19 protein-coding genes, 17 tRNA genes and 3 rRNA genes are annotated in these 25,297 nt (G+C 46.6%); 7 read left to right on the top strand and 32 right to left on the bottom strand.

The genetic code is table 11. From position 1 onward, the window contains the following. Positions 1-40 precede the first annotated feature (40 nt). Positions 41-1,057, bottom strand: coding sequence for an ABC transporter ATP-binding protein (locus tag MHH25_RS01785; RefSeq protein ID WP_047840482.1), 1,017 nt, complete (start codon positions 1,055-1,057; stop codon positions 41-43). Between the two features lie 368 nt (positions 1,058-1,425). Between MHH25_RS01785 and MHH25_RS01780 the strand changes: the two genes are divergently transcribed. The 4 genes from MHH25_RS01780 (at position 1,426) to MHH25_RS01765 (ending at position 6,541) form a co-directional block, all read left to right on the top strand. Further along, positions 1,426-2,334 carry a LysR family transcriptional regulator gene (locus MHH25_RS01780; RefSeq protein WP_076253950.1) on the top strand — a complete coding sequence of 303 codons (909 nt, stop codon included), beginning with the start codon at positions 1,426-1,428 and terminating at the stop codon, positions 2,332-2,334. A gap of 147 nt (positions 2,335-2,481) precedes the next feature. Further along, entirely contained in the window at positions 2,482-3,342 is an 861-nt protein-coding gene (locus MHH25_RS01775) for a hypothetical protein (RefSeq protein WP_036616478.1), read from the top strand. Between the two features lie 372 nt (positions 3,343-3,714). Beyond that, positions 3,715-5,397 (top strand): AraC family transcriptional regulator, encoded by a 1,683-nt coding sequence (locus MHH25_RS01770; protein WP_340018958.1) that lies wholly within the window; start codon positions 3,715-3,717, stop codon positions 5,395-5,397. Between the two features lie 94 nt (positions 5,398-5,491). Further along, entirely contained in the window at positions 5,492-6,541 is a 1,050-nt protein-coding gene (locus tag MHH25_RS01765) for an ABC transporter substrate-binding protein (protein ID WP_340018957.1), read from the top strand. A 223-nt stretch (positions 6,542-6,764) separates the two neighbouring features. Here MHH25_RS01765 and MHH25_RS01760 read toward each other — a convergent pair whose 3' ends face one another. From MHH25_RS01760 to MHH25_RS01640, 25 genes are all read right to left on the bottom strand, one after another. Further along, on the bottom strand, positions 6,765-7,370 hold the full coding sequence (locus MHH25_RS01760; RefSeq protein ID WP_036672991.1) for a short chain dehydrogenase: 606 nt from the start codon (positions 7,368-7,370) through the stop codon (positions 6,765-6,767). A 184-nt stretch (positions 7,371-7,554) separates the two neighbouring features. Then, positions 7,555-7,625: transfer RNA gene (locus MHH25_RS01755), tRNA-Gly, on the bottom strand. Positions 7,626-7,637: 12 nt separating this feature from the next. Further along, a tRNA-Pro gene (locus MHH25_RS01750) sits at positions 7,638-7,711 on the bottom strand. 16 nt (positions 7,712-7,727) lie between these two features. Then, positions 7,728-7,804 (bottom strand) — tRNA-Arg (locus tag MHH25_RS01745). A 6-nt stretch (positions 7,805-7,810) separates the two neighbouring features. Then, a tRNA-Gly gene (locus tag MHH25_RS01740) sits at positions 7,811-7,885 on the bottom strand. Between the two features lie 8 nt (positions 7,886-7,893). Beyond that, a tRNA-Leu gene (locus MHH25_RS01735) sits at positions 7,894-7,980 on the bottom strand. Between the two features lie 9 nt (positions 7,981-7,989). Then, positions 7,990-8,065, bottom strand: a tRNA-Lys gene (locus MHH25_RS01730). A gap of 9 nt (positions 8,066-8,074) precedes the next feature. Beyond that, positions 8,075-8,149, bottom strand: a tRNA-Gln gene (locus MHH25_RS01725). An 11-nt stretch (positions 8,150-8,160) separates the two neighbouring features. Then, positions 8,161-8,236 (bottom strand) — tRNA-His (locus tag MHH25_RS01720). Between the two features lie 97 nt (positions 8,237-8,333). Next, positions 8,334-8,409 (bottom strand) — tRNA-Thr (locus MHH25_RS01715). Between the two features lie 23 nt (positions 8,410-8,432). Further along, a tRNA-Asp gene (locus MHH25_RS01710) sits at positions 8,433-8,510 on the bottom strand. Positions 8,511-8,537: 27 nt separating this feature from the next. Beyond that, positions 8,538-8,611: transfer RNA gene (locus tag MHH25_RS01705), tRNA-Met, on the bottom strand. A 16-nt stretch (positions 8,612-8,627) separates the two neighbouring features. Further along, a tRNA-Val gene (locus tag MHH25_RS01700) sits at positions 8,628-8,703 on the bottom strand. A gap of 6 nt (positions 8,704-8,709) precedes the next feature. Next, a tRNA-Glu gene (locus MHH25_RS01695) sits at positions 8,710-8,781 on the bottom strand. A 15-nt stretch (positions 8,782-8,796) separates the two neighbouring features. Then, positions 8,797-8,888 (bottom strand) — tRNA-Ser (locus MHH25_RS01690). Positions 8,889-8,891: 3 nt separating this feature from the next. Then, positions 8,892-8,967, bottom strand: a tRNA-Asn gene (locus MHH25_RS01685). Between the two features lies 1 nt (position 8,968). Continuing rightward, positions 8,969-9,044, bottom strand: a tRNA-Ala gene (locus MHH25_RS01680). Between the two features lie 34 nt (positions 9,045-9,078). Then, positions 9,079-9,152: transfer RNA gene (locus tag MHH25_RS01675), tRNA-Ile, on the bottom strand. Between the two features lie 59 nt (positions 9,153-9,211). Further along, positions 9,212-9,328 (bottom strand): 5S ribosomal RNA (gene rrf, locus MHH25_RS01670). An 82-nt stretch (positions 9,329-9,410) separates the two neighbouring features. After that, a 23S ribosomal RNA gene (locus tag MHH25_RS01665) occupies positions 9,411-12,336 on the bottom strand. A 308-nt stretch (positions 12,337-12,644) separates the two neighbouring features. Next, positions 12,645-14,197, bottom strand: a 16S ribosomal RNA gene (locus MHH25_RS01660). Together the 16S, 23S and 5S rRNA genes with 17 tRNA genes alongside form the textbook arrangement of a ribosomal RNA operon. A gap of 614 nt (positions 14,198-14,811) precedes the next feature. Further along, complete coding sequence (rocF, locus tag MHH25_RS01655; protein ID WP_340018956.1) at positions 14,812-15,777, bottom strand: arginase; 966 nt, start codon at positions 15,775-15,777, stop codon at positions 14,812-14,814. Continuing rightward, positions 15,767-16,987: an ornithine--oxo-acid transaminase gene (locus tag MHH25_RS01650; RefSeq protein ID WP_340018955.1), complete on the bottom strand. Its 1,221-nt coding sequence runs from the start codon at positions 16,985-16,987 to the stop codon at positions 15,767-15,769. The genes rocF and MHH25_RS01650 overlap by 11 nt, the downstream gene beginning before the upstream one ends. Positions 16,988-17,128: 141 nt before the next feature. Next, the gene (locus MHH25_RS01645; RefSeq protein ID WP_036671925.1) at positions 17,129-17,785 is read right to left on the bottom strand and encodes an amino acid ABC transporter permease; all 657 of its coding nucleotides are present in this window, start codon (positions 17,783-17,785) and stop codon (positions 17,129-17,131) included. Between the two features lie 23 nt (positions 17,786-17,808). Then, complete coding sequence (locus tag MHH25_RS01640) at positions 17,809-18,630, bottom strand: transporter substrate-binding domain-containing protein (protein WP_340018954.1); 822 nt, start codon at positions 18,628-18,630, stop codon at positions 17,809-17,811. A 322-nt stretch (positions 18,631-18,952) separates the two neighbouring features. On the opposite strand from MHH25_RS01640, the gene MHH25_RS01635 reads away from it, so the two are divergent. Beyond that, entirely contained in the window at positions 18,953-19,597 is a 645-nt protein-coding gene (locus tag MHH25_RS01635) for a GntR family transcriptional regulator (protein ID WP_036671927.1), read from the top strand. Positions 19,598-19,655: 58 nt separating this feature from the next. On the opposite strand, the gene MHH25_RS01630 is transcribed toward MHH25_RS01635, so the two are convergent. Continuing rightward, the gene (locus MHH25_RS01630) at positions 19,656-20,390 is read right to left on the bottom strand and encodes a class I SAM-dependent methyltransferase (RefSeq protein ID WP_340018953.1); all 735 of its coding nucleotides are present in this window, start codon (positions 20,388-20,390) and stop codon (positions 19,656-19,658) included. 164 nt (positions 20,391-20,554) lie between these two features. On the opposite strand from MHH25_RS01630, the gene MHH25_RS01625 reads away from it, so the two are divergent. Next, positions 20,555-20,902, top strand: coding sequence for a hypothetical protein (locus tag MHH25_RS01625; protein ID WP_074093127.1), 348 nt, complete (start codon positions 20,555-20,557; stop codon positions 20,900-20,902). Positions 20,903-21,148: 246 nt separating this feature from the next. Here the strand turns inward: MHH25_RS01625 and MHH25_RS01620 are convergent, their stop codons facing one another. The 4 genes from MHH25_RS01620 to MHH25_RS01605 all read right to left on the bottom strand — a co-directional run bounded on the left by MHH25_RS01620 (position 21,149) and on the right by MHH25_RS01605 (position 23,336). Next, positions 21,149-21,376: a cold-shock protein gene (locus MHH25_RS01620; RefSeq protein WP_017691121.1), complete on the bottom strand. Its 228-nt coding sequence runs from the start codon at positions 21,374-21,376 to the stop codon at positions 21,149-21,151. Between the two features lie 188 nt (positions 21,377-21,564). Then, on the bottom strand, positions 21,565-21,765 hold the full coding sequence (locus MHH25_RS01615; protein WP_017691122.1) for a cold-shock protein: 201 nt from the start codon (positions 21,763-21,765) through the stop codon (positions 21,565-21,567). A gap of 395 nt (positions 21,766-22,160) precedes the next feature. After that, positions 22,161-22,397 (bottom strand): hypothetical protein, encoded by a 237-nt coding sequence (locus MHH25_RS01610; RefSeq protein ID WP_340018952.1) that lies wholly within the window; start codon positions 22,395-22,397, stop codon positions 22,161-22,163. A 150-nt stretch (positions 22,398-22,547) separates the two neighbouring features. Next, complete coding sequence (locus tag MHH25_RS01605; RefSeq protein ID WP_340018951.1) at positions 22,548-23,336, bottom strand: CPBP family intramembrane glutamic endopeptidase; 789 nt, start codon at positions 23,334-23,336, stop codon at positions 22,548-22,550. 303 nt (positions 23,337-23,639) lie between these two features. Here MHH25_RS01605 and MHH25_RS01600 point away from each other — a divergent pair, with 303 nt between their 5' ends. Continuing rightward, positions 23,640-24,311 (top strand): phosphatase PAP2 family protein, encoded by a 672-nt coding sequence (locus MHH25_RS01600; protein WP_051447060.1) that lies wholly within the window; start codon positions 23,640-23,642, stop codon positions 24,309-24,311. A gap of 134 nt (positions 24,312-24,445) precedes the next feature. On the opposite strand, the gene MHH25_RS01595 is transcribed toward MHH25_RS01600, so the two are convergent. Next, on the bottom strand, positions 24,446-25,225 hold the full coding sequence (locus tag MHH25_RS01595) for an AraC family transcriptional regulator (RefSeq protein WP_036607966.1): 780 nt from the start codon (positions 25,223-25,225) through the stop codon (positions 24,446-24,448). Positions 25,226-25,297 lie beyond the last annotated feature (72 nt).

Genomic DNA, 25,297 nt, shown 5'->3' with positions numbered 1-25,297 from the left:
ATGTGTACTTCTGCTTCCAACTGCGTGCTTGTTCAACAATCTAATATGCCACTGCGATCGCTTCGTTCTGCTTCATACTCGGGTGGTCATAACCGTCCATTCGGCATATCCGTTCAGGGGTTACATAGAGCTGCACACGCTCCCCTACGCGCACCCTTTGGTTCATATAGGCTGTCCATACGCCAAGCCCTTCCATCTGCACTCGTACTTCATAACGTTCACCTACATAGCTGACACTAAGTACCGTCCCCGGATAACACAGATCGTCATGACCTGTTTTGTTCCAGGTGACATGCTCTGGACGCACCATCGATTGATTAGGCGTGAGCCAGTTGGACTTTCCGATAAACGAAGCGACATACGGATCACTTGGCGCCGAGTAGATCGTTTCCGGGCTTCCTTTTTGCAATATTCGACCCTTCTGCATCACCACAATCTCATCCGACATCGACATCGCCTCGATCTGATCATGTGTGACGTACAGCGCAGTCAATCCCATGTCCCGAACCAGTGACATCATCTCAATCCGCATCTCTTCCCGGAGTACAGCATCCAGTGCACTCAGTGGTTCATCGAACAGGATCACACCGGGTCTGACCGCTACGGCTCTGGCAAAAGCAACCCGTTGCTGCTGTCCACCAGACAGCTGATGAGGATATCGGTCTTCCATGCCTTGCAGGCGAACCATACCAAGCGCTTCGTTCACCTTTTGCCGCAGATCAGATTTCTGTTTTCCGGCCTTCAGGCCAAACGCTACATTTTCGTATACGGTCATATGCGGCCATAATGCAAAATCCTGAAACACCATGCCCAGATTACGCTTGTGTGTTGGTATGTCAATCCGCTTCGCCGCAGAGTAGATACACTGACCATCTGCCCGAATCTCCCCCGCGTCCGGCTGTTCCAGCCCGGCCAACATGCGAAGCAGTGTTGTTTTGCCACAGCCCGATGGGCCGAGCAGGGTCGTGAACTTTCCATGTTCTAGCGTTAGATCTGTCGGCAGCAGTGCGGGTGTTTGATTAAATGATTTTTGAATTCCTGTCATCTCTAATTTCATAAGCATCCCTGCCTGTCTTCTGTTACTTGATCTCTTGCACTGTTCTCAGTCTAACGTCCGCTTTCGCGAGTTGTATGTCTTGTATGTAAAATTGGAATTAACTTTTTAGATGAATTCTGTTGATGTTCATAGATTAAATCTATAGTAGGTGAACTAAATTAATTTTCATGTTGTCGCTTCGATTACAGCACCATCTTCCGATCGCTGTTATCCCCAGATTTCTTATATTCCCTTTATGAAGGGAGAAATCCGGGGATAAAGGCGAACGCTTCGCTTCTTCAGATTGGTTCTGTACTCTCCGTCTTTATGAAAAACATTAGATCATCTTATATATTGGGGCTAGTAGAAGTGAGAGGAGTGTCGGGACATTGAATCTGATCAAATTACAAATTGTTGAACTGATCGACAAACATCATCACATGACAAGCGTGGCCGAGTTACTGGGGATCAAGCAACCTACCGTTACATTTCATATGAAGTCATTGGAGGAAGAGATGGGCGTGCGATTATTCGAATCGCGTAGTGGAAAGACTTTTCTAACGGAGGCCGGACAAGCTCTGCTCCATTATTCCGTCAAAATCAATGCTCTGACCCAAGAGGCAAGGCGGGTAGTGAAGGAATATGACAGTCTCTATCGGGGCACCCTGCACATTGGAGCAAGCTATGTACCGGCTACATATTTGCTGCCCACCATACTCAATACCTTTTCTCAAGAATTCCCGGGCATTCGTATCGTCTTATCCGTCAAACCGTCACCTGTTATTCGCGAGATGCTGATTCGGCATCAGATTGATCTGGGGGTGATCTCTTCCGAGCCATTTGTTGGCCCTGCCCTGCAAGCAGAGACGTTATGTGAAGACGACCTGGTATTAATCTGTTCCCCGCAACATGGGTTGGCCCAGAAGGATGCATTAACACCTGATCATATCGCGCAGATTCCTTTTGCCTTACATGGCAATGAATCCAGTACACGGCGGCTAACCAATCAATGGCTTGCGCAACATGATATTCGTTTGCGGAGTACCGTGGAGATGGATTCCCTGGAAGCGATCAAACAGCTCGTGTTAATCGGGGGGCATGTCTCATTCATGTCTCGGATGGCGGTACAGTGGGAGGAACAGCACGGGCTCATTCAAGTTCTTCCAATTCCGGGAGAGCAGGCACCGCGCCATATCTATACTGTACATAACAAGGATCGCCACCCTTCCGTTCAGGTAAACCGCTTCAAAGAAGTGCTGCGAGAGGTGAGTCACGGCTTCCCCATTTTCCATGGCTGATTGCCCTGATCCGCTATAAACTATCGTTTGCCATTCATCAAATCTATGCAGGGTTAACGCAATGTGCGCTTCCCTTTAATCGCTTTCATATATTCGGGCGATAAAGTGGGATCTGTACGTTAATCCAGATTAGGAGAGTGATTGGTTTTGAAAAAGTGGAAAAAGGTAACCGCCTCATTGATGTTGAGCATCGTAACATTGGGAAGTGGAATGACATTTCTGGGAGCACCCCAGGCTTCAGCTGCTGCCAATGCCGTTCCTGCTTATGAAGTAAAGTTTCTGGCCAAGCCGGAACTTGTATTGAATACAGATGGGACACCACGCAGTGAAGTGATTCAGACACTCGGCCTGAATTCCACGCCAAGAAACATTAACGTAGAGTACTTCGACACCAATGCTCTCGGATTGGATCAACAAGGATGGAACGTACGTTTTCGCAAAAAGGATGATAAAAATAACTACGAATTGACTTATAAAAAACGCTACCCTGTGATCAATGGCGATATCAACGCAGCGCTGACTCTGGCTAACCAAGAGGGATTTGACAAATCAGATGATAACTACGAGGCTGAGATTGATTGGGGATACGGCAAACAGACGCTGAGCTTCTCCAACACCAAAAAAGTCGATACCAAAGCGACAGGAGTCCAACTTCCCTCGCAGCAAGAAGCCTTGAACATGTTACTGGACAAGCTTCCGGGCAAATTGAAAAACTGGTCTGCCTCCAACTGGGGCAAGCAGCAATTGACTCAATCCCGTGCATATGGTCCAATCACATTCCAACGATATGAAGGTACATGGAGTGGTCAAGAGCTTACACTCGAAGTATGGCCGATCCGTGACGCAGCAGGTACAGGTATTGAGAATATCGTAGAGGTTTCTTTCAAAACCGATGATACTGTAGCCGTATCCGGACTGCGTACCCAACTGTTGCAGTTGCTGGAGAACAACAACTGGCTGATTCCGGCTGATGGCTTGAAAACACAGACGATTCTGGAAAGATACTAATCGCTAGCTCTAATTAAAAAGACAAGCTCCTCTTCCTGCGGACACCGTAGGAGAGGGCTTGTCTTTTTTTGCGTAGTGAATTAAATGATCTGTTATTTAAGTAATTCTACGATTAACATCAGTTGAGATTTTACTGGTTATTCGCTTAACAGTTTGGATGATGGACACTATGTATTGGCTATTCTACAACTCGGTAACCTATATCAATTCAATTTATAGTGGAAAGTTACGCGGTTCAATGATCAGATTTCGCTATTTCATTTTCATATTATCATATGGACTACTTATTTGTATGACAATATGCGATAATTGATAATTATTCTCAAATACATCATATGTAATGTTACTATCGTAAGTTAAGGAGGGATTCTGGTGACTTTGCAAGTCTTTCCACTGATATCTAACGGTGACCATACCCGTGACCTATATGCAAGATTCAAGACATCCGAAGTTCTCGATCAAGCGTCTTTTCTTGCCCCATTCGTATTAGCGGACTCACATCTTCTGCTCATCTGTACTGGTGGTGAAGCTGATATTCGTATTGGGCACAGGCTGAATCATGCCACACTCGGCAAGATGTATCTGATCCTGCCAGGAACAGCGATAGAATATACAACGGATGAGGTTCATCCTTTACAGGGCATCGCGATATATTTTGATATGTTGAAGCCTCTCTCCGACATCAATAAAGCTACTTCCGGATCTACTGTAATGGAGGTATACCAAAAAGGGTTACTTCGTTCGGCTTATGCCGATGAGTTACCGCATGAACTTTTTCAGGAATGTACTAGAATTGCCTCACAGCTCCATGAATGCATCTCTGTACCTCAAGAAAATCGTCCATTTCGTATTCAGACTTTGATGCATGAATTGTTAACCCATGTGTATGCTCCTCCCAAAGAAAGTGCAATAGGAGATTCCGAACACACCTCTGCTTTGGATCAAACGCTTGAACTTATTGAGCTTGGATATGCTGAGCATCTTTCTCGTGAAGTTCTTGCCGGAGTGGCAGGCATGAGTGTGTGGCACTATTCGCGGGTATTCAAAAACAGCACTGGCATCAGTCCCATGGAATACGTGAATAGCATCCGCATGGACCGGGCCAAAGAGATGCTGCTCATCCCCGGCCAAACCATCAAACATATCGCCTCACAGGTTGGTTTTCAGGACGAGTTTTACTTTAGTCGCAAATTCAAAAAATATGTTGGCGTGTCTCCCTCTACCTATCAACGACAGAAACGCAGTAAAATTGCCGCTCTCTCCTTCGGAACCACTGGCCATCTGCTGGCATTACAGATCATCCCCCATGCGGCATTGATCGATAACCGACGAGATCAACACAGGAATCTTTTTTTCTCCAATATCCCTTATCATCTGGGGCGTAGCAAACGAATGAATCCTCATATCTGGCAAACCAACGTTGAGTTGTTGATGCAAGCGAGCCCTGACCTCATACTCTGTAATGAGTACGAAGCCCATACGTTAAAAAGAACGCTGCAGCGAATTGCGCCTACCATCGTTATCCCATGGAAAGGATTGAGCTGGCGGGAACACTTCATACAAGTTGCCTCCATTGTGGGACAGCAACAAGATGCTCAGCAATGGTTGGAGCAGTACGATGACAAGGTAATCCAAGCCAAAGAGCAGCTTACTCATTTAATCGGTAAGGATACGGTCTCCATTATTCATATCATGATGGGTCATCTGTTAATCTACGGGCGACGCAATGGGGGCGCTGTTCTATATAACGACCTGGGCGTGGCGCCTTCACATGATCTGCTTCCAGGGCAAGTCTATCGTGCATTGGATGACCAGGAGTTGCCTCAAATGGTTGGAGATCGCATGTTACTGATTGTGGACCAGGACTCAGAATCCCAGCAACGTTGGCATAAACTACAACATACTCAGCTATGGCAAGATTTGATGCCTGTGCAGAACCAACATGTATATCTGCTTGATGAAATGCCTTGGTTGGATTATTCACCATATGCCCATGATCAGATCATCGATGAAACCCTGAAACTTTTTGGTGGGACTCAGCACATTAATCCATGACCGGATAGCACAGAAGGCTATGTCTCCCCCAACATGAGACCGCTACAATATATAGTGTACTGAGAATCAATATCATTAGAAACACAGGGGGATTATGATGTACAAACAGCAATATGTCAAAATAACGGGGATCCTGTTCATACTCGCGATGTTACTTGTTGCGTGTGGACAGACACCTGCAAGCACTTCGCAGCCATCTGCAGATGGCGTAAAATCAGCTGCGGGGACAGATGGCGACTCATCCACTGAATCAGCTACTAAGACTGTGGAGAGCGCCAGTGGCAGCAAAGAAATCCCGGCACATCCCGAACGGATTGTGTCCATTAATATGGAGGACATTCTCCTCTCCTTGGAGGTACCACTGGTACTTGCTACACCTATTGGTCGGCAAGATTACCTGAATGAGCAACTTGAAGCTCAAGGCGTGGATGTCGAACCCATCAATGAAAGTTTCAATTTTGAAGCTGTAGTCAGCGCCAATCCGGACCTCATTATTGCCAATGCCAGTTTGGATGCCAAAATTCTCGAACAACTCGAGAAGATCGCGCCTACGATCACTTATGATCGCCGTAATTGGCAGGAATCTATCGTGCAGGTAGCTACTGCGCTAGATATTGAAGAGCGGGCTGAACAGCTTTTACAAAAAAATAAAGACCAAGTAACTGAATCTCAGAAGGTTGCAGCCGATATCACCAAGACCAAACCTACAGCTGCATTCCTGCGCCTGGAAGAGAAGGATATGCGTTTGTTCTTCTCTTCCATTCCATCCACGCCATTCCCAGCTTCCAGTTATGTAGGAGCGGGTTATGAGGTTGGATTCACTCCCGATGCTCTCGTTACCAAACTCGAGGCAGAGAACCCGGATCGGATGAATGCCAGTATCTCGGTAGAACTTTTGCCTGAAATCAAAGCAGACTATCTGTTTATCGTGTCCATTAGCTCAGATGGGTCAGCTGAAGCGTTGCAAAAAACAAAAGATGAACTCAATGAAATCCAGCAACTCCAAGTATGGAAAAGCCTACCCGCTGTCCAAAATGGTCATGTCTATGTCCTCAATGCTAAGAAATGGCTCATTGACGGCCCCATTGCCGAATCGCTCAAACGTAATGAAATGCTCGAAGTTCTTGGGCTACCTGCTCCATAATAGTCAATATACCTCTGTTTCATCCACAACAAACAAAAGGAGATTCACCGGATTTTCGGTGGATCTCCTTTTGTTTTAATATTTCAAATGGCCTCATTCAGTTCTGTTTCATGAAAAATCATTCTACATGCTTAACAGCTAAATGTATTTCATGTACACCTTTCTCATCCTGCAATTAATTAGGGATAGGTAATCATCAAAATCATATATAACTTTCCGGCTTTTAATATATTTTGAAATTTTGGGCTGTTTCAATCCCAAGTGCACTCTGGATAAACGTATTAGCCACTTTCTCTACAGGTACAGGATTAAATCCAATAAAGAAATCCTTATATTTTTCCGCAGACTCTACAAACAGATTAGGACTAACCGAATTCAAACGAATGCCTCTTGGTAACTCAAACGCTGCCGCTTTGGCAAACGAATCAATAGCCCCATTGACCATAGCACTTGATGCACCTTGCTCAATAGGGTGGTCTTGTATAATGCCACTGACCAGCGTGAAACTCCCCTTGTCGTTAATATAGTGCTGTCCAATCAATACGATATTGACCTGTCCAAGCAGTTTACCCTGCACACTAATCATATTGTTCTCAGGTGTCAGTTCTTCGAGTTTCGCATAATGGGTCTGGCCCGCCGCCACAATGACGTAATCAATATTTCTCACCGTTTCGAAGAGGGTAGTAATACTCTCTGTCGACGTCATATCCACCTGAACATCCCCGGATTGTCTACCTGCTGTAATAACCTCAACGGAATAATCTTTCAGTTTCGCAACAACGGCTTTACCTAATGTTCCGTTTCCACCAATGACCAGAGCTCTTTTCATTACTGTTTGTCCTCCTTTATAAACAAATACGGTTAATCAGATACGAATTGTTCTATTTATTTAAACAAAGATTCCATCCTTAATCAAATGACAATTGACCCTATTTTAAATAAATTACACTTATTCTTTTTAACACAAAAAAAGCCTTTGCTATAAGCAAAGGCTCTTCTATATGTTACTAGGAAGCGGGTGATGGGAATCGAACCCACGCTATTAGCTTGGAAGGCTAAAGTTCTACCATTGAACTACACCCGCAAATAAAAAAAATCGGGATGACACGATTTGAACATGCGACCCCCTGGTCCCAAACCAGGTGCTCTACCAAGCTGAGCTACATCCCGATACTTATGAGAATAATGGCGCGCCCTGAGAGATTCGAACTCCCGGCCTTTTGATTCGTAGTCAAACGCTCTATCCAGCTGAGCTAAGGGCGCAAATATTGGAGCGGAAGACGGGAATCGAACCCGCGACCCTCGCCTTGGCAAGGCGATGCTCTACCGCTGAGCCACTTCCGCAAAACATATGGTGCGGTCGAGAGGACTCGAACCTCCACGGGGGTTAGCCCACACGGACCTGAACCGTGCGCGTCTGCCAATTCCGCCACGACCGCAAAATATAATGGTGAGTCATGAAGGGCTCGAACCTTCGACACCCTGATTAAAAGTCAGGTGCTCTACCAACTGAGCTAATGACTCGTAATGAAATGGCTGGGGATATAGGATTTGAACCTATGCATGACGGAGTCAAAGTCCGTTGCCTTACCGCTTGGCTAATCCCCATTAAAAAATCATGGGGCGATCGAGGGGAATTGAACCCCCGAATGCCGGATCCACAAACCGGTGCGTTAACCACTTCGCCACGACCGCCATAGAGTAAGCCATTCATCCACTAAGAGAATCTTAGTATTAACAATTTTACTTGTAATATACATTCTATCACAAATTCATATGTAAATACTAAAAATGGTGCCGGCGAGAGGACTTGAACCCCCAACCTACTGATTACAAGTCAGTTGCTCTACCAGTTGAGCTACACCGGCACGGTGTATATTTAATTAAAAAATGGCGGAACCGACGGGATTCGAACCCGCGATCTCCTGCGTGACAGGCAGGCATGTTAGGCCAACTACACCACGGTTCCAGATCACTTTCTCAAAGGAAAGTATAATTGCGGGGGCAGGATTTGAACCTGCGGCCTTCGGGTTATGAGCCCGACGAGCTACCGGGCTGCTCCACCCCGCGTCGTTATAAAGTTATATGGTGGAGGCTGAGGGGATCGAACCCCCGACCCTCTGCTTGTAAGGCAGATGCTCTCCCAGCTGAGCTAAGCCTCCATAATATGACCCGTAGGGGATTCGAACCCCTGTTACCTCCGTGAAAGGGAGGTGTCTTAACCCCTTGACCAACGGGCCTTGCTAAAAAATATCTGGCGGAGAGAGAGGGATTCGAACCCTCGAGACGCTTGTGACGCCTACACGATTTCCAATCGTGCTCCTTCGGCCAGCTCGGACACCTCTCCATATGGCTCCCCGAACAGGGCTCGAACCTGTGACAACTCGATTAACAGTCGAGTGCTCTACCAACTGAGCTATCAGGGAATGGTGGAGCCAAGCGGGATCGAACCGCTGACCTCCTGCTTGCAAGGCAGGCGCTCTCCCAGCTGAGCTATGGCCCCATACTCTGGTGTATTTCTTGTTGTGGTCTTGCTATGGGCCCTGGTGGACTCGAACCACCGGCCTCACCCTTATCAGAGGTGCGCTCTAACCAACTGAGCTAAGGGCCCTAATATATATCCCTTATTCCTTGGCAAGGGGGGCAAAAAAAATACCCCAAAGGGAAATCGCTTGGCGGCGTCCTACTCTCCCAGGACCCTGCGGTCCAAGTACCATCGGCGCTAGAGGGCTTAACGGTCGTGTTCGGGATGGGTACGTGTGGAACCCCTCCGCCATCGCCACCAAACGCATAGCTTAGCTTACATTTCAGAGTTGTTGTTCTCTGAAAACTAGATTCGAAACGAAACACGCGAATTACAACTTGCTAATTGGATAAGCCCTCGACCGATTAGTACTGGTCAGCTCCATGCATTGCTGCACTTCCACCCCCAGCCTATCTACCTCGTCGTCTTCAAGGGGTCTTACATACTGGGAAATCTCATCTTGAGGGGGGCTTCACGCTTAGATGCTTTCAGCGTTTATCCCGTCCGTACATAGCTACCCAGCGGTGCTCCTGGCGGAACAACTGGTACACCAGCGGTACGTCCATCCCGGTCCTCTCGTACTAAGGACAGCTCCTCTCAAATTTCCTACGCCCACGACAGATAGGGACCGAACTGTCTCACGACGTTCTGAACCCAGCTCGCGTACCGCTTTAATGGGCGAACAGCCCAACCCTTGGGACCTACTTCAGCCCCAGGATGCGATGAGCCGACATCGAGGTGCCAAACCTCCCCGTCGATGTGGACTCTTGGGGGAGATAAGCCTGTTATCCCCAGGGTAGCTTTTATCCGTTGAGCGATGGCCCTTCCATGCGGTACCACCGGATCACTAAGCCCGACTTTCGTCCCTGCTCGACTTGTAGGTCTCGCAGTCAAGCTCCCTTATGCCTTTGCACTCTTCGAATGATTTCCAACCATTCTGAGGGAACCTTTGGGCGCCTCCGTTACTCTTTAGGAGGCGACCGCCCCAGTCAAACTGCCCACCTGACACTGTCCCCGCACCGGATTACGGTACCAGGTTAGAACCTAGATACGATCAGGGTGGTATCCCAACGTTGCCTCCACGCAAGCTGGCGCTCACGTTTCAAAGGCTCCCACCTATCCTGTACAGATCGTACCCAAATTCAATATCAAGCTGCAGTAAAGCTCCATGGGGTCTTTCCGTCTTGTCGCGGGTAACCTGCATCTTCACAGGTATTAAAATTTCACCGGATCTCTCGTTGAGACAGCGCCCAAGTCGTTACGCCATTCGTGCGGGTCAGAATTTACCTGACAAGGAATTTCGCTACCTTAGGACCGTTATAGTTACGGCCGCCGTTTACTGGGGCTTCGGTTCACAGCTTCGGATTGCTCCTAACCACTCCCCTTAACCTTCCAGCACCGGGCAGGCGTCAGCCCGTATACTTCGCCTTACGGCTTCGCACAGACCTGTGTTTTTGCTAAACAGTCGCTTGGGCCTTTTCACTGCGGCCCCCTCGTGCTATTCACACTACCGGGGCACCCCTTCTCCCGAAGTTACGGGGTCATTTTGCCGAGTTCCTTAACGAGAGTTCTTCCGCGCGCCTTAGAATACTCTTCTCGCCTACCTGTGTCGGTTTGCGGTACGGGCACCATCACCTGGCTAGAGGCTTTTCTTGGCAGTGTGAGATCATGACCTTCGCTACTATAATTTTCGCTCCCCATCACAGCTCAGCCTTACAATGTGCGGATTTGCCTACACATCAGCCTTACTGCTTAGACGGACATCCATCAGTCCGCGTCACTACCCTACTGCGTCCCCCCATTGCTCATAACGGCTTACGGTGGTACAGGAATTTCGACCTGTTGTCCTTCGACTACGCCTTTCGGCCTCGCCTTAGGTCCCGACTTACCCTGAGCGGACGAGCCTTCCTCAGGAACCCTTAGGCTTTCGGCGGATCAGATTCTCACTGATCTTTTCGTTACTCATACCGGCATTCTCACTTGTATAATGTCCAGCGCTCCTTACGGTACACCTTCAACCCTTATACAACGCTCCCCTACCCCTGATGCAAAGCATCAAGCCATAGCTTCGGTGGTGTGTTTAGCCCCGTTACATTTTCGGCGCAGAGTCACTCGACCAGTGAGCTATTACGCACTCTTTCAATGGTGGCTGCTTCTAAGCCAACATCCTGGTTGTCTGTGCAACTCCACATCCTTTCCCACTTAACACACACTTGGGGACCTTAGCTGATGGTCTGGGCTGTTTCCCTTTTGACAATGGATCTTAGCACTCACTGTCTGACTCCCGGAAGTAAGTCTATGGCATTCGGAGTTTGACTGAGCTTGGTAACCCTTGCGGGCCCCGCACCCAATCAGTGCTCTACCTCCACGACTCTGTTTTCCGAGGCTAGCCCTAAAGCTATTTCGGGGAGAACCAGCTATCTCCGAGTTCGATTGGAATTTCTCCGCTACCCCCACCTCATCCCCGCATTTTTCAACATGCGTGGGTTCGGGCCTCCAGTGCGTGTTACCGCACCTTCACCCTGGACAGGGGTAGATCACCCGGTTTCGGGTCTACGTCCACGTACTAAGTCGCCCTATTCAGACTCGCTTTCGCTGCGGCTCCGGCTCTTCACCTTAACCTTGCACGGGAACGTAACTCGCCGGTTCATTCTACAAAAGGCACGCCATCACCCCTAAAACGGGCTCTGACTTTTTGTAAGCACACGGTTTCAGGTTCTATTTCACTCCCCTTCCGGGGTGCTTTTCACCTTTCCCTCACGGTACTGCTTCACTATCGGTCGCTAGGAAGTATTTAGCCTTGGCAGATGGTCCTGCCGGATTCATACGGGGTTTCACGTGCCCCGCACTACTCGGGATCCGTCTCGGAGGGAACCAACTTTCAACTACAGGGCTTTTACCTTCTTTGGCGGGCCTTTCCAGACCTCTTCGCTTAACCGGTTCCTTTGTAACTCCATGTGAGACGTCCCACAACCCCAAAGAGCAAGCTCTTTGGTTTGGGCTTCTCCGCGTTCGCTCGCCGCTACTGACGGAATCACTATTGTTTTCTCTTCCTCAGGGTACTTAGATGTTTCAGTTCCCCTGGTATGCCTCTACACAACCTATGTATTCAGTTGTGAGTAACTGGAAATTACCCCAGCTGGGTTTCCCCATTCGGACACCCCCGGATCAAAGCTTGCTTACAGCTCCCCGAGGCAGTTTCGTTGTTCGCCACGTCCTTCATCGGCTCCTAGCGCCTAGGCATCCTCCGTGTGCTCTTAGTAGCTTAACCTCGTGCTCCGGTTTCGACTGCTCGCTTCCCTTGGTTTGCTTGCGCAAAGCCAAAAGTCGCTCCCATTCGATACCATCGTACGTGCAATCTACCTTATAAAAACACTTCACTTGTTTACACAAGATCAGCTTAAAGGAATGTTCTAATTCGCGTTTGTTTCGTTTCGATATCTAGTTTTCAAAGAACAAGCTCCATGCAAAAGCAAGCTGTTTTGAGAGTTTGAGCTCTCAAAACCGAACAACGAGTGAGTGTTTTGCAGCTAAGCTGCAGTTTTGAATGTTTCCGTTGCAGGAAACGATTCTCCATAGAAAGGAGGTGATCCAGCCGCACCTTCCGATACGGCTACCTTGTTACGACTTCACCCCAATCATCTATCCCACCTTCGGCGGCTGGCTCCTTGCGGTTACCCCACCGACTTCGGGTGTTATAAACTCTCGTGGTGTGACGGGCGGTGTGTACAAGACCCGGGAACGTATTCACCGCGGCATGCTGATCCGCGATTACTAGCAATTCCGACTTCATGCAGGCGAGTTGCAGCCTGCAATCCGAACTGAGACCGGCTTTGTTGGGATTGGCTCCATCTCGCGATTTCGCAGCCCGTTGTACCGGCCATTGTAGTACGTGTGTAGCCCAGGTCATAAGGGGCATGATGATTTGACGTCATCCCCACCTTCCTCCGGTTTGTCACCGGCAGTCTATCTAGAGTGCCCACCCGAAGTGCTGGCAACTAAATATAAGGGTTGCGCTCGTTGCGGGACTTAACCCAACATCTCACGACACGAGCTGACGACAACCATGCACCACCTGTCTTGAATGTTCCGAAGAAAAGGTACATCTCTGCACCGGTCATTCAGATGTCAAGACCTGGTAAGGTTCTTCGCGTTGCTTCGAATTAAACCACATACTCCACTGCTTGTGCGGGTCCCCGTCAATTCCTTTGAGTTTCAGTCTTGCGACCGTACTCCCCAGGCGGAGTGCTTAATGTGTTAACTTCGGCACCAAGGGTATCGAAACCCCTAACACCTAGCACTCATCGTTTACGGCGTGGACTACCAGGGTATCTAATCCTGTTTGCTCCCCACGCTTTCGCGCCTCAGCGTCAGTTACAGCCCAGAGAGTCGCCTTCGCCACTGGTGTTCCTCCACATATCTACGCATTTCACCGCTACACGTGGAATTCCACTCTCCTCTTCTGCACTCAAGTCACCCAGTTTCCAGTGCGATCCGGGGTTGAGCCCCGGGATTAAACACCAGACTTAAATGACCGCCTGCGCGCGCTTTACGCCCAATAATTCCGGACAACGCTTGCCCCCTACGTATTACCGCGGCTGCTGGCACGTAGTTAGCCGGGGCTTTCTTCTCAGGTACCGTCACCTTGAGAGCAGTTACTCTCCCAAGCGTTCTTCCCTGGCAACAGAGCTTTACGATCCGAAAACCTTCATCACTCACGCGGCATTGCTCCGTCAGGCTTTCGCCCATTGCGGAAGATTCCCTACTGCTGCCTCCCGTAGGAGTCTGGGCCGTGTCTCAGTCCCAGTGTGGCCGATCACCCTCTCAGGTCGGCTACGCATCGTCGCCTTGGTGAGCCGTTACCTCACCAACTAGCTAATGCGCCGCAGGCCCATCCCCAAGTGACAGATTGCTCCGTCTTTCCAGTTTCCTTCAGGCGAAGGAAATAATTATTCGGTATTAGCTACCGTTTCCGGTAGTTGTCCCAAACTTGAGGGCAGGTTGCCTACGTGTTACTCACCCGTCCGCCGCTAACTATCAGAGAAGCAAGCTTCTCTGATAGTCCGCTCGACTTGCATGTATTAGGCATGCCGCCAGCGTTCGTCCTGAGCCAGGATCAAACTCTCCAATAAAGTATTGAAAAGAGCGATAAGCTCATTTTGAATCTGACGAGATTAAAAATCTCATTTGTGCTCCAGTCGATTCAAGCCAAGGCTTGTCTCAAACTTTTGCGTTCATTCTGCAAGCAGAATGTTTACTCACTCGTTGTTCAGTTTTCAAAGATCAAACTTGTTTCGTTACCGAATGTTGTTCTCTTCAGCAACTCTTATATAATATCATGTCCGAACCAACTTTGCAAGCTCTTTTTTTAAGTTTCTTTCGAAGCTTATTTCAATCGCTTGCCCCACCGTGTATCTCGTGTTTTCTTGGCCGGAATTAGAATATATCATGTACAGATTTCAATTGCAAGTTTTTTTTTAATAATGATAATCAACTCATATCTCAGCACAATATGTAATCTGACGCTCCTGTACATACAAATAACTCTCAGCATCCTTATTACAGCGCTTCTAATATACATATCCATTAAACATAACCAGGGAAGCCACTTCCACTGCGATTGCAGTGAACAATTGATTGTGACTAGCCCTAGTTTTCGGAGATCTCAGTTTTCTTTCCTTCTATAATAGATAAGAAAGTATATTCCTTGGGCACAGCTTACACATTCCGTTTCACTTCTCAGTGCTTACAATATGCGCTTACCAAGTAAGGAAGCGATCAGTTCCACACCAAGCCTTGCCGTATGTCTATTGTGATCAAACAACGGATTCACCTCAACCAGTTCCATCGACGTAACTTGATTTGTGGAAGCAAGTATCTCCAATGCATAATGTGCCTCTCGGTAATTCAGACCACCAGGTACTGGGGTGCCCACACCCGGAGCCTCCCGCGGATCCAGACAATCCATGTCGAAGCTGACATGAATACCATCTGTCCCTTTTCCCGCTGTAGCTATTGCTTCCTCAATAACTTGCTTTATTCCCATCCGGTCAATATCATGCATCGTAAATGCTCGGATTCCCATTCCCTTAATCTGCTCTTTCTCATACTCATCCAGATCACGCAGACCAATATAGACCAAGTTGGACGGATCAATAAACGCGCCTGCTCCAGCAATGTGCGACAGATTGAATGCAGTATGCCCCAAGGATGCAGCCACACTCATCCCATGCATATTACCGGACAAGCTGCGTTCTTCCGTATTCAAGTCTGCATGCGCATCAAACCAGATCACACCCAAATTCGAATAATGTGCTGTTAGCCCGGCAAAAGTACCAATCGCTACACTATGATCTCCCCCAAGCACAAGTGGAAAAGCCCCCTCCTCTACTGCACCTGATACTTCACTACACACCTTCTCACTGACCTGACGTACCTCATTTAAGTGTTTTACACGATTTCGCTCAATAGGGGCAGCAGGTTCAGAAGGACAATCTACCCGCACTTCTTTGGAAAGCACTAGCCCAAGACTCGCAATCTCCCGCTTCAGTCCAGCTGTAATCAATTCATCTGGCCCCAACTCTGCTCCACCTCTTGCTCCACCGAGTCCAAAAGGAACCTTAATGATAGCAATATTACGCCGCACAGATGTTTGACTTGTATTAATAGAAGTATCTTTTATTCCACCATGTACATCATCATCATTTTTCATGTAGGTCAGCTCCCTCATTGGTGATCAACACCTGCTCAATTCTCTCCAGTGCCCAGTCAATCTCGGACTCTTTAATCGTCAGTGGTGGGGCAAATCGAATGGTTGTCTCATGTGTTTCTTTACACAGCAGTCCAGTAGACATCAACCGCTCACAATAAGGACGGGCTGGTTCATGCAATTCAACACCTATAAATAAGCCTTTCCCCCGAATGTCCCGTATGGCTGAACTGCGAATATCTCGAAGTCTTTTCATAAAATAGTTCCCCAGACGCTCCGATCGCTCCGCAAGCTTCTCATCTTCAAGAACTTTCAGAGCTGCTATAGCCACGGCGCAAGCGAGTGGGTTACCCCCAAACGTAGAACCATGAGACCCCGGCTCAAACAAATCAAGTATCTGCGCATCAGCAGCGATAGCCGAGATGGGCATGACTCCTCCCCCCAGCGCTTTGCCCATAACCCAGATGTCTGGTTCAACCCCTTCCCAGTCGGAGGCAAAACGGCGACCTGTTCTGCCAAATCCGGTCTGGATCTCATCAGATACAGTCAACACCTGCTGGCGCTTACACAGAGCAAAAGCTTCTGCCAAATATCCATCAGGCGGGATAACGATTCCAGCTTCGCCCTGAATAGGCTCTATAAGAAAACCAGCCGTATTTGGCGTAATGGCCTTTTTCAGCGCTTCTATATCTCCATAGGGAATAATCCGGAATCCAGGTGTGAACGGTCCAAAATCCTTTTTATACTCCGCTGAAGAAGAAAAGGACGTAACTGTCAGAGTTCTTCCGTGAAAGTTACCAGAGCATACGATAATCTCGGCTTGATTTTCCGGTACACCTTTGCAACGATAAGCCCATCTACGTACCGCCTTCACCGCAGTCTCTACCGCTTCCGCTCCTGTATTCATGGCGAGAATCTTCGATTTCCCCGTGAATTGTGAGAGTTTCTGATAAAAAACAGAAGCTGAGCTGCTGTGGAATGCCCGTGATGTCAGCGTAACCTGATCTGCCTGATCCTTGAGCGCCTGTATGATCAAAGGATGTCTATGACCATGATTCAATGCAGAGTATGCACTTAACATATCCATATAACGGCGGCCTTCAGGGTCTTCCACCCATACCCCTTCCGCCTGTTCAATAACAATAGGGAGCGGATGATAATTAGGTGCAGCATAATGCTCTGACCAATCAATTAACATTTTGGAATCTGACATACACACCCAACACCTTTCCAAAATATTGTATACAAAATACAATAACAATGTATGCGATGCCATCGCCATTTACGACTACATCTCTCTTTTTCCACTCCAGCCTACTCCAAGCCTTTCTCGAATCAAATTCTTTATCCATAGTTAGCGAGAGGTAGACAGTCTACGTTCCAACCAAGAGAGTAAATTAGCCAGTGTAAATGTGATTATAAAATAGAGGCCGGCGGCAACAAGCAGCGGAGCAAGCGGCTGGAACGTAACACCCTGAATCGTTCTGGCCGTGTATATAATCTCGGCTATGCCGATCATGGAGACAAGCGAAGAATCTTTAATGATAATAATGAATTCATTACCGATGGCTGGAAGCATGTTACGAAAAGCCTGCGGCAGTATAATATAACGAAGTGTCATACCATTTGTCATACCAAGGGAGCGCGAAGCTTCAGTCTGTCCTTTATCAATCGCTTGAATCCCGGCCCTGAACACCTCTGCCATATAGGCCGAGCTATTCATCGTCAGAGCTACCACCCCCGACATAAATGCCGGTAAGTTCACACCTACAACCGTCAGACCATAATGAATAATAAGAATCTGTACGAGCATTGGCGTTCCTCGAATGAGTTCAATATACGCGGATGCCACAAATTTAATTGGCCATATTCGGGATATTCGCATTAGCGCCATGATTACACCCAGCAACGTACCAAACAATACACCGAAGAAGGAAAGTTCAAGCGTGACCCACGCACTTCGTGCATAATCCTGCCAATGTTCTAATAGAAAGGAAAAATCTAAATTCACGGCATATCCCTCACTCGTCCGGTTTATTCGCCGAGCATCTCATTTGCTTCAACGACGAACCGTTCAATATCTCCGTTTGTTTTGAGCTTTTCCAATGTAGTGTTGATCTGATCCAGCAGCTTCTGATTACCTTTCTTCACCGCGATGGCCGAACCACCCTCGTCTTCAGCCTGTTCAATCTTCACACCTGCAACAACAAGCCCCTCTTGGTTCTTCACATACTGTTCAGCCACCGGCTTCTCCAAGATGAGTGCGTCTACACGCCCCGTCTGCAACTCCAGAATCAGCTCAGGTATTTTGGCCAGAGAAGTGAGCTTTGCTCCCTCTATTTCCTGAGCAATCCCTTCCTGAATGGAACTCTTTTGCACGCCAACCTGTTTGCCTGATAGATCATCTATGGACTTTAATGCGGTATCTTCCCCTTCTCTAACAAGTACAGCCTGCTCTGCATAATAGTAGATATCCGTAAAATCAACATTCTTCTTTCGTTCTTCGGTAGGGGTTAAGCCTGATATCACAAAATCAACCTTATCTGTACCGAGGGCCATAAGAAGGCCATCAAAGTCCATGTCCTCAATCTTCAGCTCGGCTCCCAGATCAGCCGCAATTGCTTTGGCAATCTCGATGTCAAAACCTACAATGGTATCTTTACCATCGATTTTCTTATGAAATTCATAGGGTGCATAGTCCGCACTGGTTCCAAGTACAATGACTTCCTTTTCCGCAGAGCTACTGCCCGAAGACGAAGTAGCGTCTGATCCGGTCTCTGTCGTTTTTTCATGCCCACATGCGGACATGAATACAACCACTAACAACAGCATCATTGGCAAAAGCACTTTTTTCACACATCATACCCCTATTCTTTTTTTGAATGAGTAACAGAATGATTTGTATACAATATACATAAGACAATATATGGACTTATATGTAAGTAATACTAACAAATAATTTGGTTTATCACAATCATTATTTAAACATTTATACGCTTTAATTCCATAAAATGTGCTATATATAACATGGCATTTACATCGGCTGAAACATGAAGTTTGCTTGCCCAACTTCCCCCTCGGTGTTAAGATGATAAAAACTTGAAACTCCTGAACGGCGCGTACAGTACGGCCTCACACCCATCTATTTATTCACTATACATAGAAAGGAGGATTCGGTATGGAGGTACCCAAATACCGGTCCTTGAAAGATCACGTATACGATTACATTGCCCAGAAGATTCAAGACGGGACGTTACTTCCCAACCAGAAGATCAACGAGGCCGAGATATGCAAAAAGCTGGACATCAGTCGCACACCTACTCGGGAGGCGCTTTTCCAGCTGGCTTCAGACAATCTGCTGCAATACATCCCACGCAGGGGATTTATTGTCACTCCTTTTGATGCAGGCAAAAAACTGGAGTTCTCCCAAGCGATCGGTGTGCTGGAGGCACTTGCTGCCACACTTGCAGCAGACCATCTCAGACCATCTGAACTTTTGGAGATGGAAACTCTGGTTGTTCGAATGGACGAAGATATCAGCCAGCTTGATCTTGCTGCCTACAACAAAAACCAATATCAGTTCCATAATCTCTACATCCAGCGATGTGGTAATGCAACAGTCATTGAGATGTTAAACACATTGAAGAACAGTTTCATCCGGCAATCTTATGTTAGTGATAATAAACCAAAGCTATCTGAGGTACTGCTCGAAGTTAATGAAGAGCACCGGCAAATTTTAAGTGCTTTTCGAGCCAAAGATAAGAACCAACTGGAAGCCCTGCTCAAACACCACTGGCGGATTATCGACAACGATATGTTGTAGTACGTTCTGTCGGAACAAACCAAAGGCAACCCACACGATTGTGTGAGTTGTCTTTTTCCTATTTTTCCTTTTTGACCTCCAACGGTGCCCTAGCCGCAAAAACAGCATATCCCAACTTTTTGCCGTATTTCGCGAGCAAACGATCATTGGTTTGACTCATTCGCTGCATACGTTCATCCTCAAACCAATTCATATCGATCTCGCGATGTGGATCATGATCAACGCTCCATTTTGCCATGGATCGCGAATGTTCTTTGACCTCTACTTTGGTGAAACCACACTGCTTGAGGCGTTTTCTCCATGCTGTGGCCGTTACCAGGGTTCGTATACCGTAAAATTTCTTTAATCTGCGACACATCAATTCGGTCTTCTGGCCTGATAGAACCATCTCCCGATCCACCAAAAGTCCACCAGGCTTCAACACTCTTCTATACTCAGCAAGTGCACTCCGCCATGGGGTGAAGATCGTGACCGACTCCACGAATACCACATCAAAATGATTTTCCGGAAAAGGTAACGATGTTACATCAGCCTGAACAAATTGAACATCCACCCGTTCTCGTCTCGCTCGCCGAACTGCCTTATCCAGCATATTGCGATGAAGATCAATCGCCGTTACCCGATATCCACTTTTAGCCAGGTAACACGCAGTCCTCCCAGTGCCGCACCCTATCTCAAGAATATGATTACTCACTGGCAGAGATAAGCCATCCAGCAACTTCAGTGTTGCCAAAAATCCTCCAGGATGGGCACTTCCCTCCCCTAACCGAGCCAGCATGTCATGATAATCCACGCGACATCCCCTCCTCACTTCTCCCAGTGTATGGAGTAGATTCAAAAACGGCTCCTCCCCATTCGATTTTCCGGGTACTCGTCCATACCAATTGGTCTTCTTTTTACTATGATATACAAACCGTTGAATTCAAGCGGCAACCGCATCTAATGAGGAGGATTTGCATGTACAGAATTAATCGGGTATGTGAAGAAACGGTTTCTCCGCACGTTGGACGTTCCGTTTGTCTCGTTATGAACGACGGTAAGCATATGTATGGTACGCTTAGTCAATGTCGTGATGGCAAAATTTATTTGAACGGGTGTTTCGAGGGACCACGGCTGTGCTCAGTCAAATCCAAACAGCAGCTGGTAAAAAGCAGCAAGAAAAACGCTGTTGCAACAAAAAAAGTTAAATCTTCGGCCTACGGTCGATATGGTTACGGAGGATACGGTGGGGGTTACGGCTATGGAGCAGGAATCGATCTGGCTCTGGTAGCAACATTGTTTCTGCTGCCGTTCCTGTTCATCTAAATTCCAATCTGATCGTTGTAAAAATTGTAGTCATAACAAAGACCCTTTTTGCTTATAGCGAAAAGGGTCTTTATCTTTTTCATACGATTCACGTCAATTACACTATATTTACTGTTAAAAAATGATACAAAAAAAGGCATTCGCCAAAACGAATGCCGGGAACTTCATATTTAATACCCTTACCTTCGCACAGGGTGTCTATTTAATCTTAAAAAAAAACACCTCGTTAGAGGCGGGTAAGCTATGTTAAATCCGATTTCCTTTAGGCATCGTTTTCAGATTACTATTCGAATTCTCAAGCAATGGTAGCATCCTAGTCGTGCTGACCATCTCAGAAGCACATATCGGACAAGTAGGTACGTTATCAAACGCAAAATTGTCCCGCATCCATCCTTTGCACGTATCACTCGTACATTCCCAGATTGCCGCATCAGCTTGTGGAATCTCTTCCAACGGTTTTTTGCGATTATACATGACTTCTACCCCCTTTGTTATGGAAAAACATCTAACCGACGTTATTTCACAGAAGCCTACACTTAGCGGAAGTTTCACGTCCCACCGGACTCCTGCCTCGTCAACTAATGGGTCGACTTTTATATAACTGATCAAAAAAAAGAAGCTGCCTTTACCATTTTAACATGTTAAAGGCAGCTATGCTTTAATTACAGTTTTACAACTTCTTCTGCTTGAGGACCACGGTTTCCTTGTACAATTTTAAATTGTACGCGTTGACCTTCGTCCAGAGTTTTGAAGCCGTCGCCTGTAATAGCGCTGAAGTGTACGAATACATCTTCTCCGCCTTCAACTTCGATGAAACCGAAGCCTTTATCAGCGTTGAACCATTTTACTGTTCCGTTTTGCATGTGAATTACACCTCCAAATAAAAATTAACATGTTCCTTTGTTCTTTGCAGCAAGCAAATAAAAATTCACACATTGAAAAAGGTACCAGTCATAAACCTATAAGTGATCGCCCTTTACAATATATGAATTAGGTTTTCCACTCTCTACAACTTGTTTTTATTATAACTCCAATTCAGCAAAAAAGCAAATCTTTGTATTTTCTTTTCAAACAGCTTTGGAAATACATGTTATTAACACGCGCGGGGACAGGGTTTATCACACTTATGTGTGCGGCCGCTTATGTACGGTCTTATGAAAGGATATGCAGATCTAATCCATCTTATACATTTTTTATATAATATTCTGACATGCATATCCAACACAACCAATGAATCTTCTTACTCCAGTATAACACACTATGTCCATGCCCACATAAATGCATCCCGATCCCAGGCGATCTGCCCACGATGAAGCTTCCGGAAAGCCTTCTTCACTTCTTTGGACAATGAAGTATTGCCGTTCTCGTTAACAAAAACAAACTCTTCGCCAAAATGGGTCTTCACATATTCTATGGCAGCTTCCTGATGAAGTGTTCCTGTGAATCTAATCTCCTGAACCATCCATTCTGCTACGCCTTGTGCTGTCTTCTCCACAATATCACCTACTGTCTAAATCTAATGTACGGATAGGCAGACCTTGTATCATGAACATATCTGTCTTCCCGCCAGACTGAAGTATACCATGATCCAACTGCTGACGGGAAACTGTATGATAACTACTTTCAAGCAATACCCGTAATACCCTTAATGAACAACCGTATTCGCATGCTCACTCCCTTTGGATGGAGTAGACGAATTTGTTCGAATGCTCCACACTAACCATGCACAGTAAGCAATCAGTACTGCCAGTATAAACAGATCGTAAGGAAGTGTACCTGTGTCCTCCAGATCATTCCCTAGAAATTGAATCAGATTATGTATGAAATGAAACAATATAAGCGGTACGATATTTCCGTTCTTCAGCATCAATAACGCCAGTACAGCTCCCAGGAGCAGCGCATAGATCAATTGTATGATCGTATCCGTCGTATCCTGACCAGACAATGCGTTCAATAGATGTGTGATGGAAAACAAGATGCTGGAGGTCACAACTGCGGCCACTGCACTTTTTCGAAGCAATATTTTGAAAATAAGCCCCCGATAGATCGTTTCCTCAACAAAAGCTACGAGCAAGGTAAAAAAGATGAAAAAGGCTACTCGTGACAAGCTCAGCTCCCCAAATCCTTTCAGGGTAAGTGTACCCAGTACAAGGAGTAGTGGAATATAATACTTTGCGTGGCCAGCCGGGATACTTCGCAAAGATCGGAAGCCAGTCTCTCCCCACTTGCGTCTTAACGTCAGATAGATCATCAGAACAATGGCAATGGGTGTAAAAGAAATGAGTACAGGGGAAGTGTAGTCCAGTTGTTTTATCGTTGCAATGGCCCCTGCTGCAAATACGGCTAACAGAAGAAGCAGCTCAATAATCACAACGGTGAGCACAGGTTTGCGCTTGGAAAAGGAATGTTTTGGCTTGGATTGCGCATTAATCATACATTTACCTACCTCGTTTCATTTATGTTCTCCGTTGTCATAAGAACTTATATGCCAATATAGTTGTATCACATATCCGTATATCTAATATTCCTATTATGGATAAAACTATAAAAGTAACAAAAAAGAGACTTATCCTGACTTCTTTTCCCCTAAAATCAGGTATGGCTTATACCTTTATCTGTCCATTATAGTATTACAAGAGTTCAAAGTTGCAGGGGTGTGGCGACTCTTCAGCGTCTTATATCTATGAAGTACCCATAACGATAGACTCACAATGCATAATGAAATCAGGGGGATACTATGAAAGCATTCTTTCAGCGCTGGGGGCATTTACTGGCTATTCTGTGCATACCGCTCCAAGGCTCCATTTACGTATTTCTAGGCAGCAACACCGGAAGTGATGTCTTCTACAATTATGCTTGGATTGACACACAGATTCCTTTTCTCAAAGAATTTATTTATCCGTACATTAGCTGGATGCCCATTCTGTATCTTGGATTTCTCTATCTGGGTCTGACGAACAAGTCGCTATTCTGGCGTACGTTGATTACCTATAATGTTGGTGTCATGGCTGCCAATGTCTGTTTTGCGGTGTTTCCTACCCATGTCCCGCGCCCGGAGATCGGCGGAACTGATCTGAGCAGCGTGTTAGTACAGTTTATCTATACCAATGATGCGCCCTTCAACTGTTTCCCAAGTGTTCACGTTCTGACCAGCTACTTGCTGTTTATTGTGATCAACAGACACTTGAACTTTAAGCCTTTGGCACGGATTTCTTGGTCGGTATGGCTGTGGTTGATTATTGCTTCAACGGTGTTTGTAAAACAGCATTCCTTGCTGGACATCGCTGGAGGCATTTTGTTTGCTGAGGGAGCATATTGGACTGTACATGTCTTTGCTCTTCGTCTTGGGCAGGCACGAAAAAAAGGCAAGCAGCCACTCACAGCCTCTAACCCAAGCAGTCATGTATAACGACATATATATATGTAACAGGTGGGATGATGATCCTGCTATACAGCAAAAGAGGGCCTAGGCCCTCTTTTTTTGTACTCATTTAATTAAACCTACTTATATAGAAGAACTTTATTTGGGTTGGACTACGCGTTTCACGCTATAGGTGGTCGTTCATGAAGAAGGTCAGACGGTGGACTTCCGGTTATACGTTTGAATATGCGGTAAAAATAAGACAGGTCCCGGTAGCCGAGAAATTCGGCAATTTCCTGGATGGAGAGTTGTGACTCAGTGAGCAGATATATGGCTCGTTTCATCCGTTGATCATGGACATATTGACTGATGGTCTGATTTGTCATGCTTTTGAATAATGCGGCAGCATAATTGGGAGTTTTATTGATCTCGTCCCCGAGTTCTTCCTTCGTCACTTTCTCCCTATAATGCCGCTCAATATATCGCTTCATCCGTTCAACATGATTATGCCTCTCCGGCGGGATAACTCCACGATCAAGCTCCCTGTTCATATAAATCAACACTTCCATCAATAAGGCTTGGCTCATCATGACATAATAAGACGGACGCTCCTGCCATTGTTGATAAATAGCGCTCATGCGTTGATGGATCAGTTCGTAACATCCAGGTTTATGCCGCAAAGCCTCATACCGTTCCAGTGCAGGCAGAGTTTCGGTATGGTCGCGTTGCAATTGAATTACAATCTGTGTGTGCGTTACTGTAGGAATACTCTTGCCGTAATATGGGGTACCACCTGGAATGAGGAGCAATTCCCCCTTTTCCATGATCTGTTTATCACCGTTCACCCAATATACACATTTTCCATAAGTAACCAAGCTAAGCCGCCAAGTTTCTTGAGATTGCACAGCTTCTTCGTACCAACCGACACCATTAATATGTCGTACTTCAAGTGGAGTGACCATAACACACCTCATTATCGGACTATACTCTAATCATTGTACTATAGTTCATACCCTGATTCGACAGAAAACGCT

The organism is Paenibacillus sp. FSL H3-0457 (genome assembly GCF_037981725.1).
Classification (GTDB): domain Bacteria; phylum Bacillota; class Bacilli; order Paenibacillales; family Paenibacillaceae; genus Paenibacillus; species Paenibacillus amylolyticus.
Note: the sequence above shows the minus strand (reverse complement) of the source record. Positions and strands in the feature narration are given on the sequence as shown.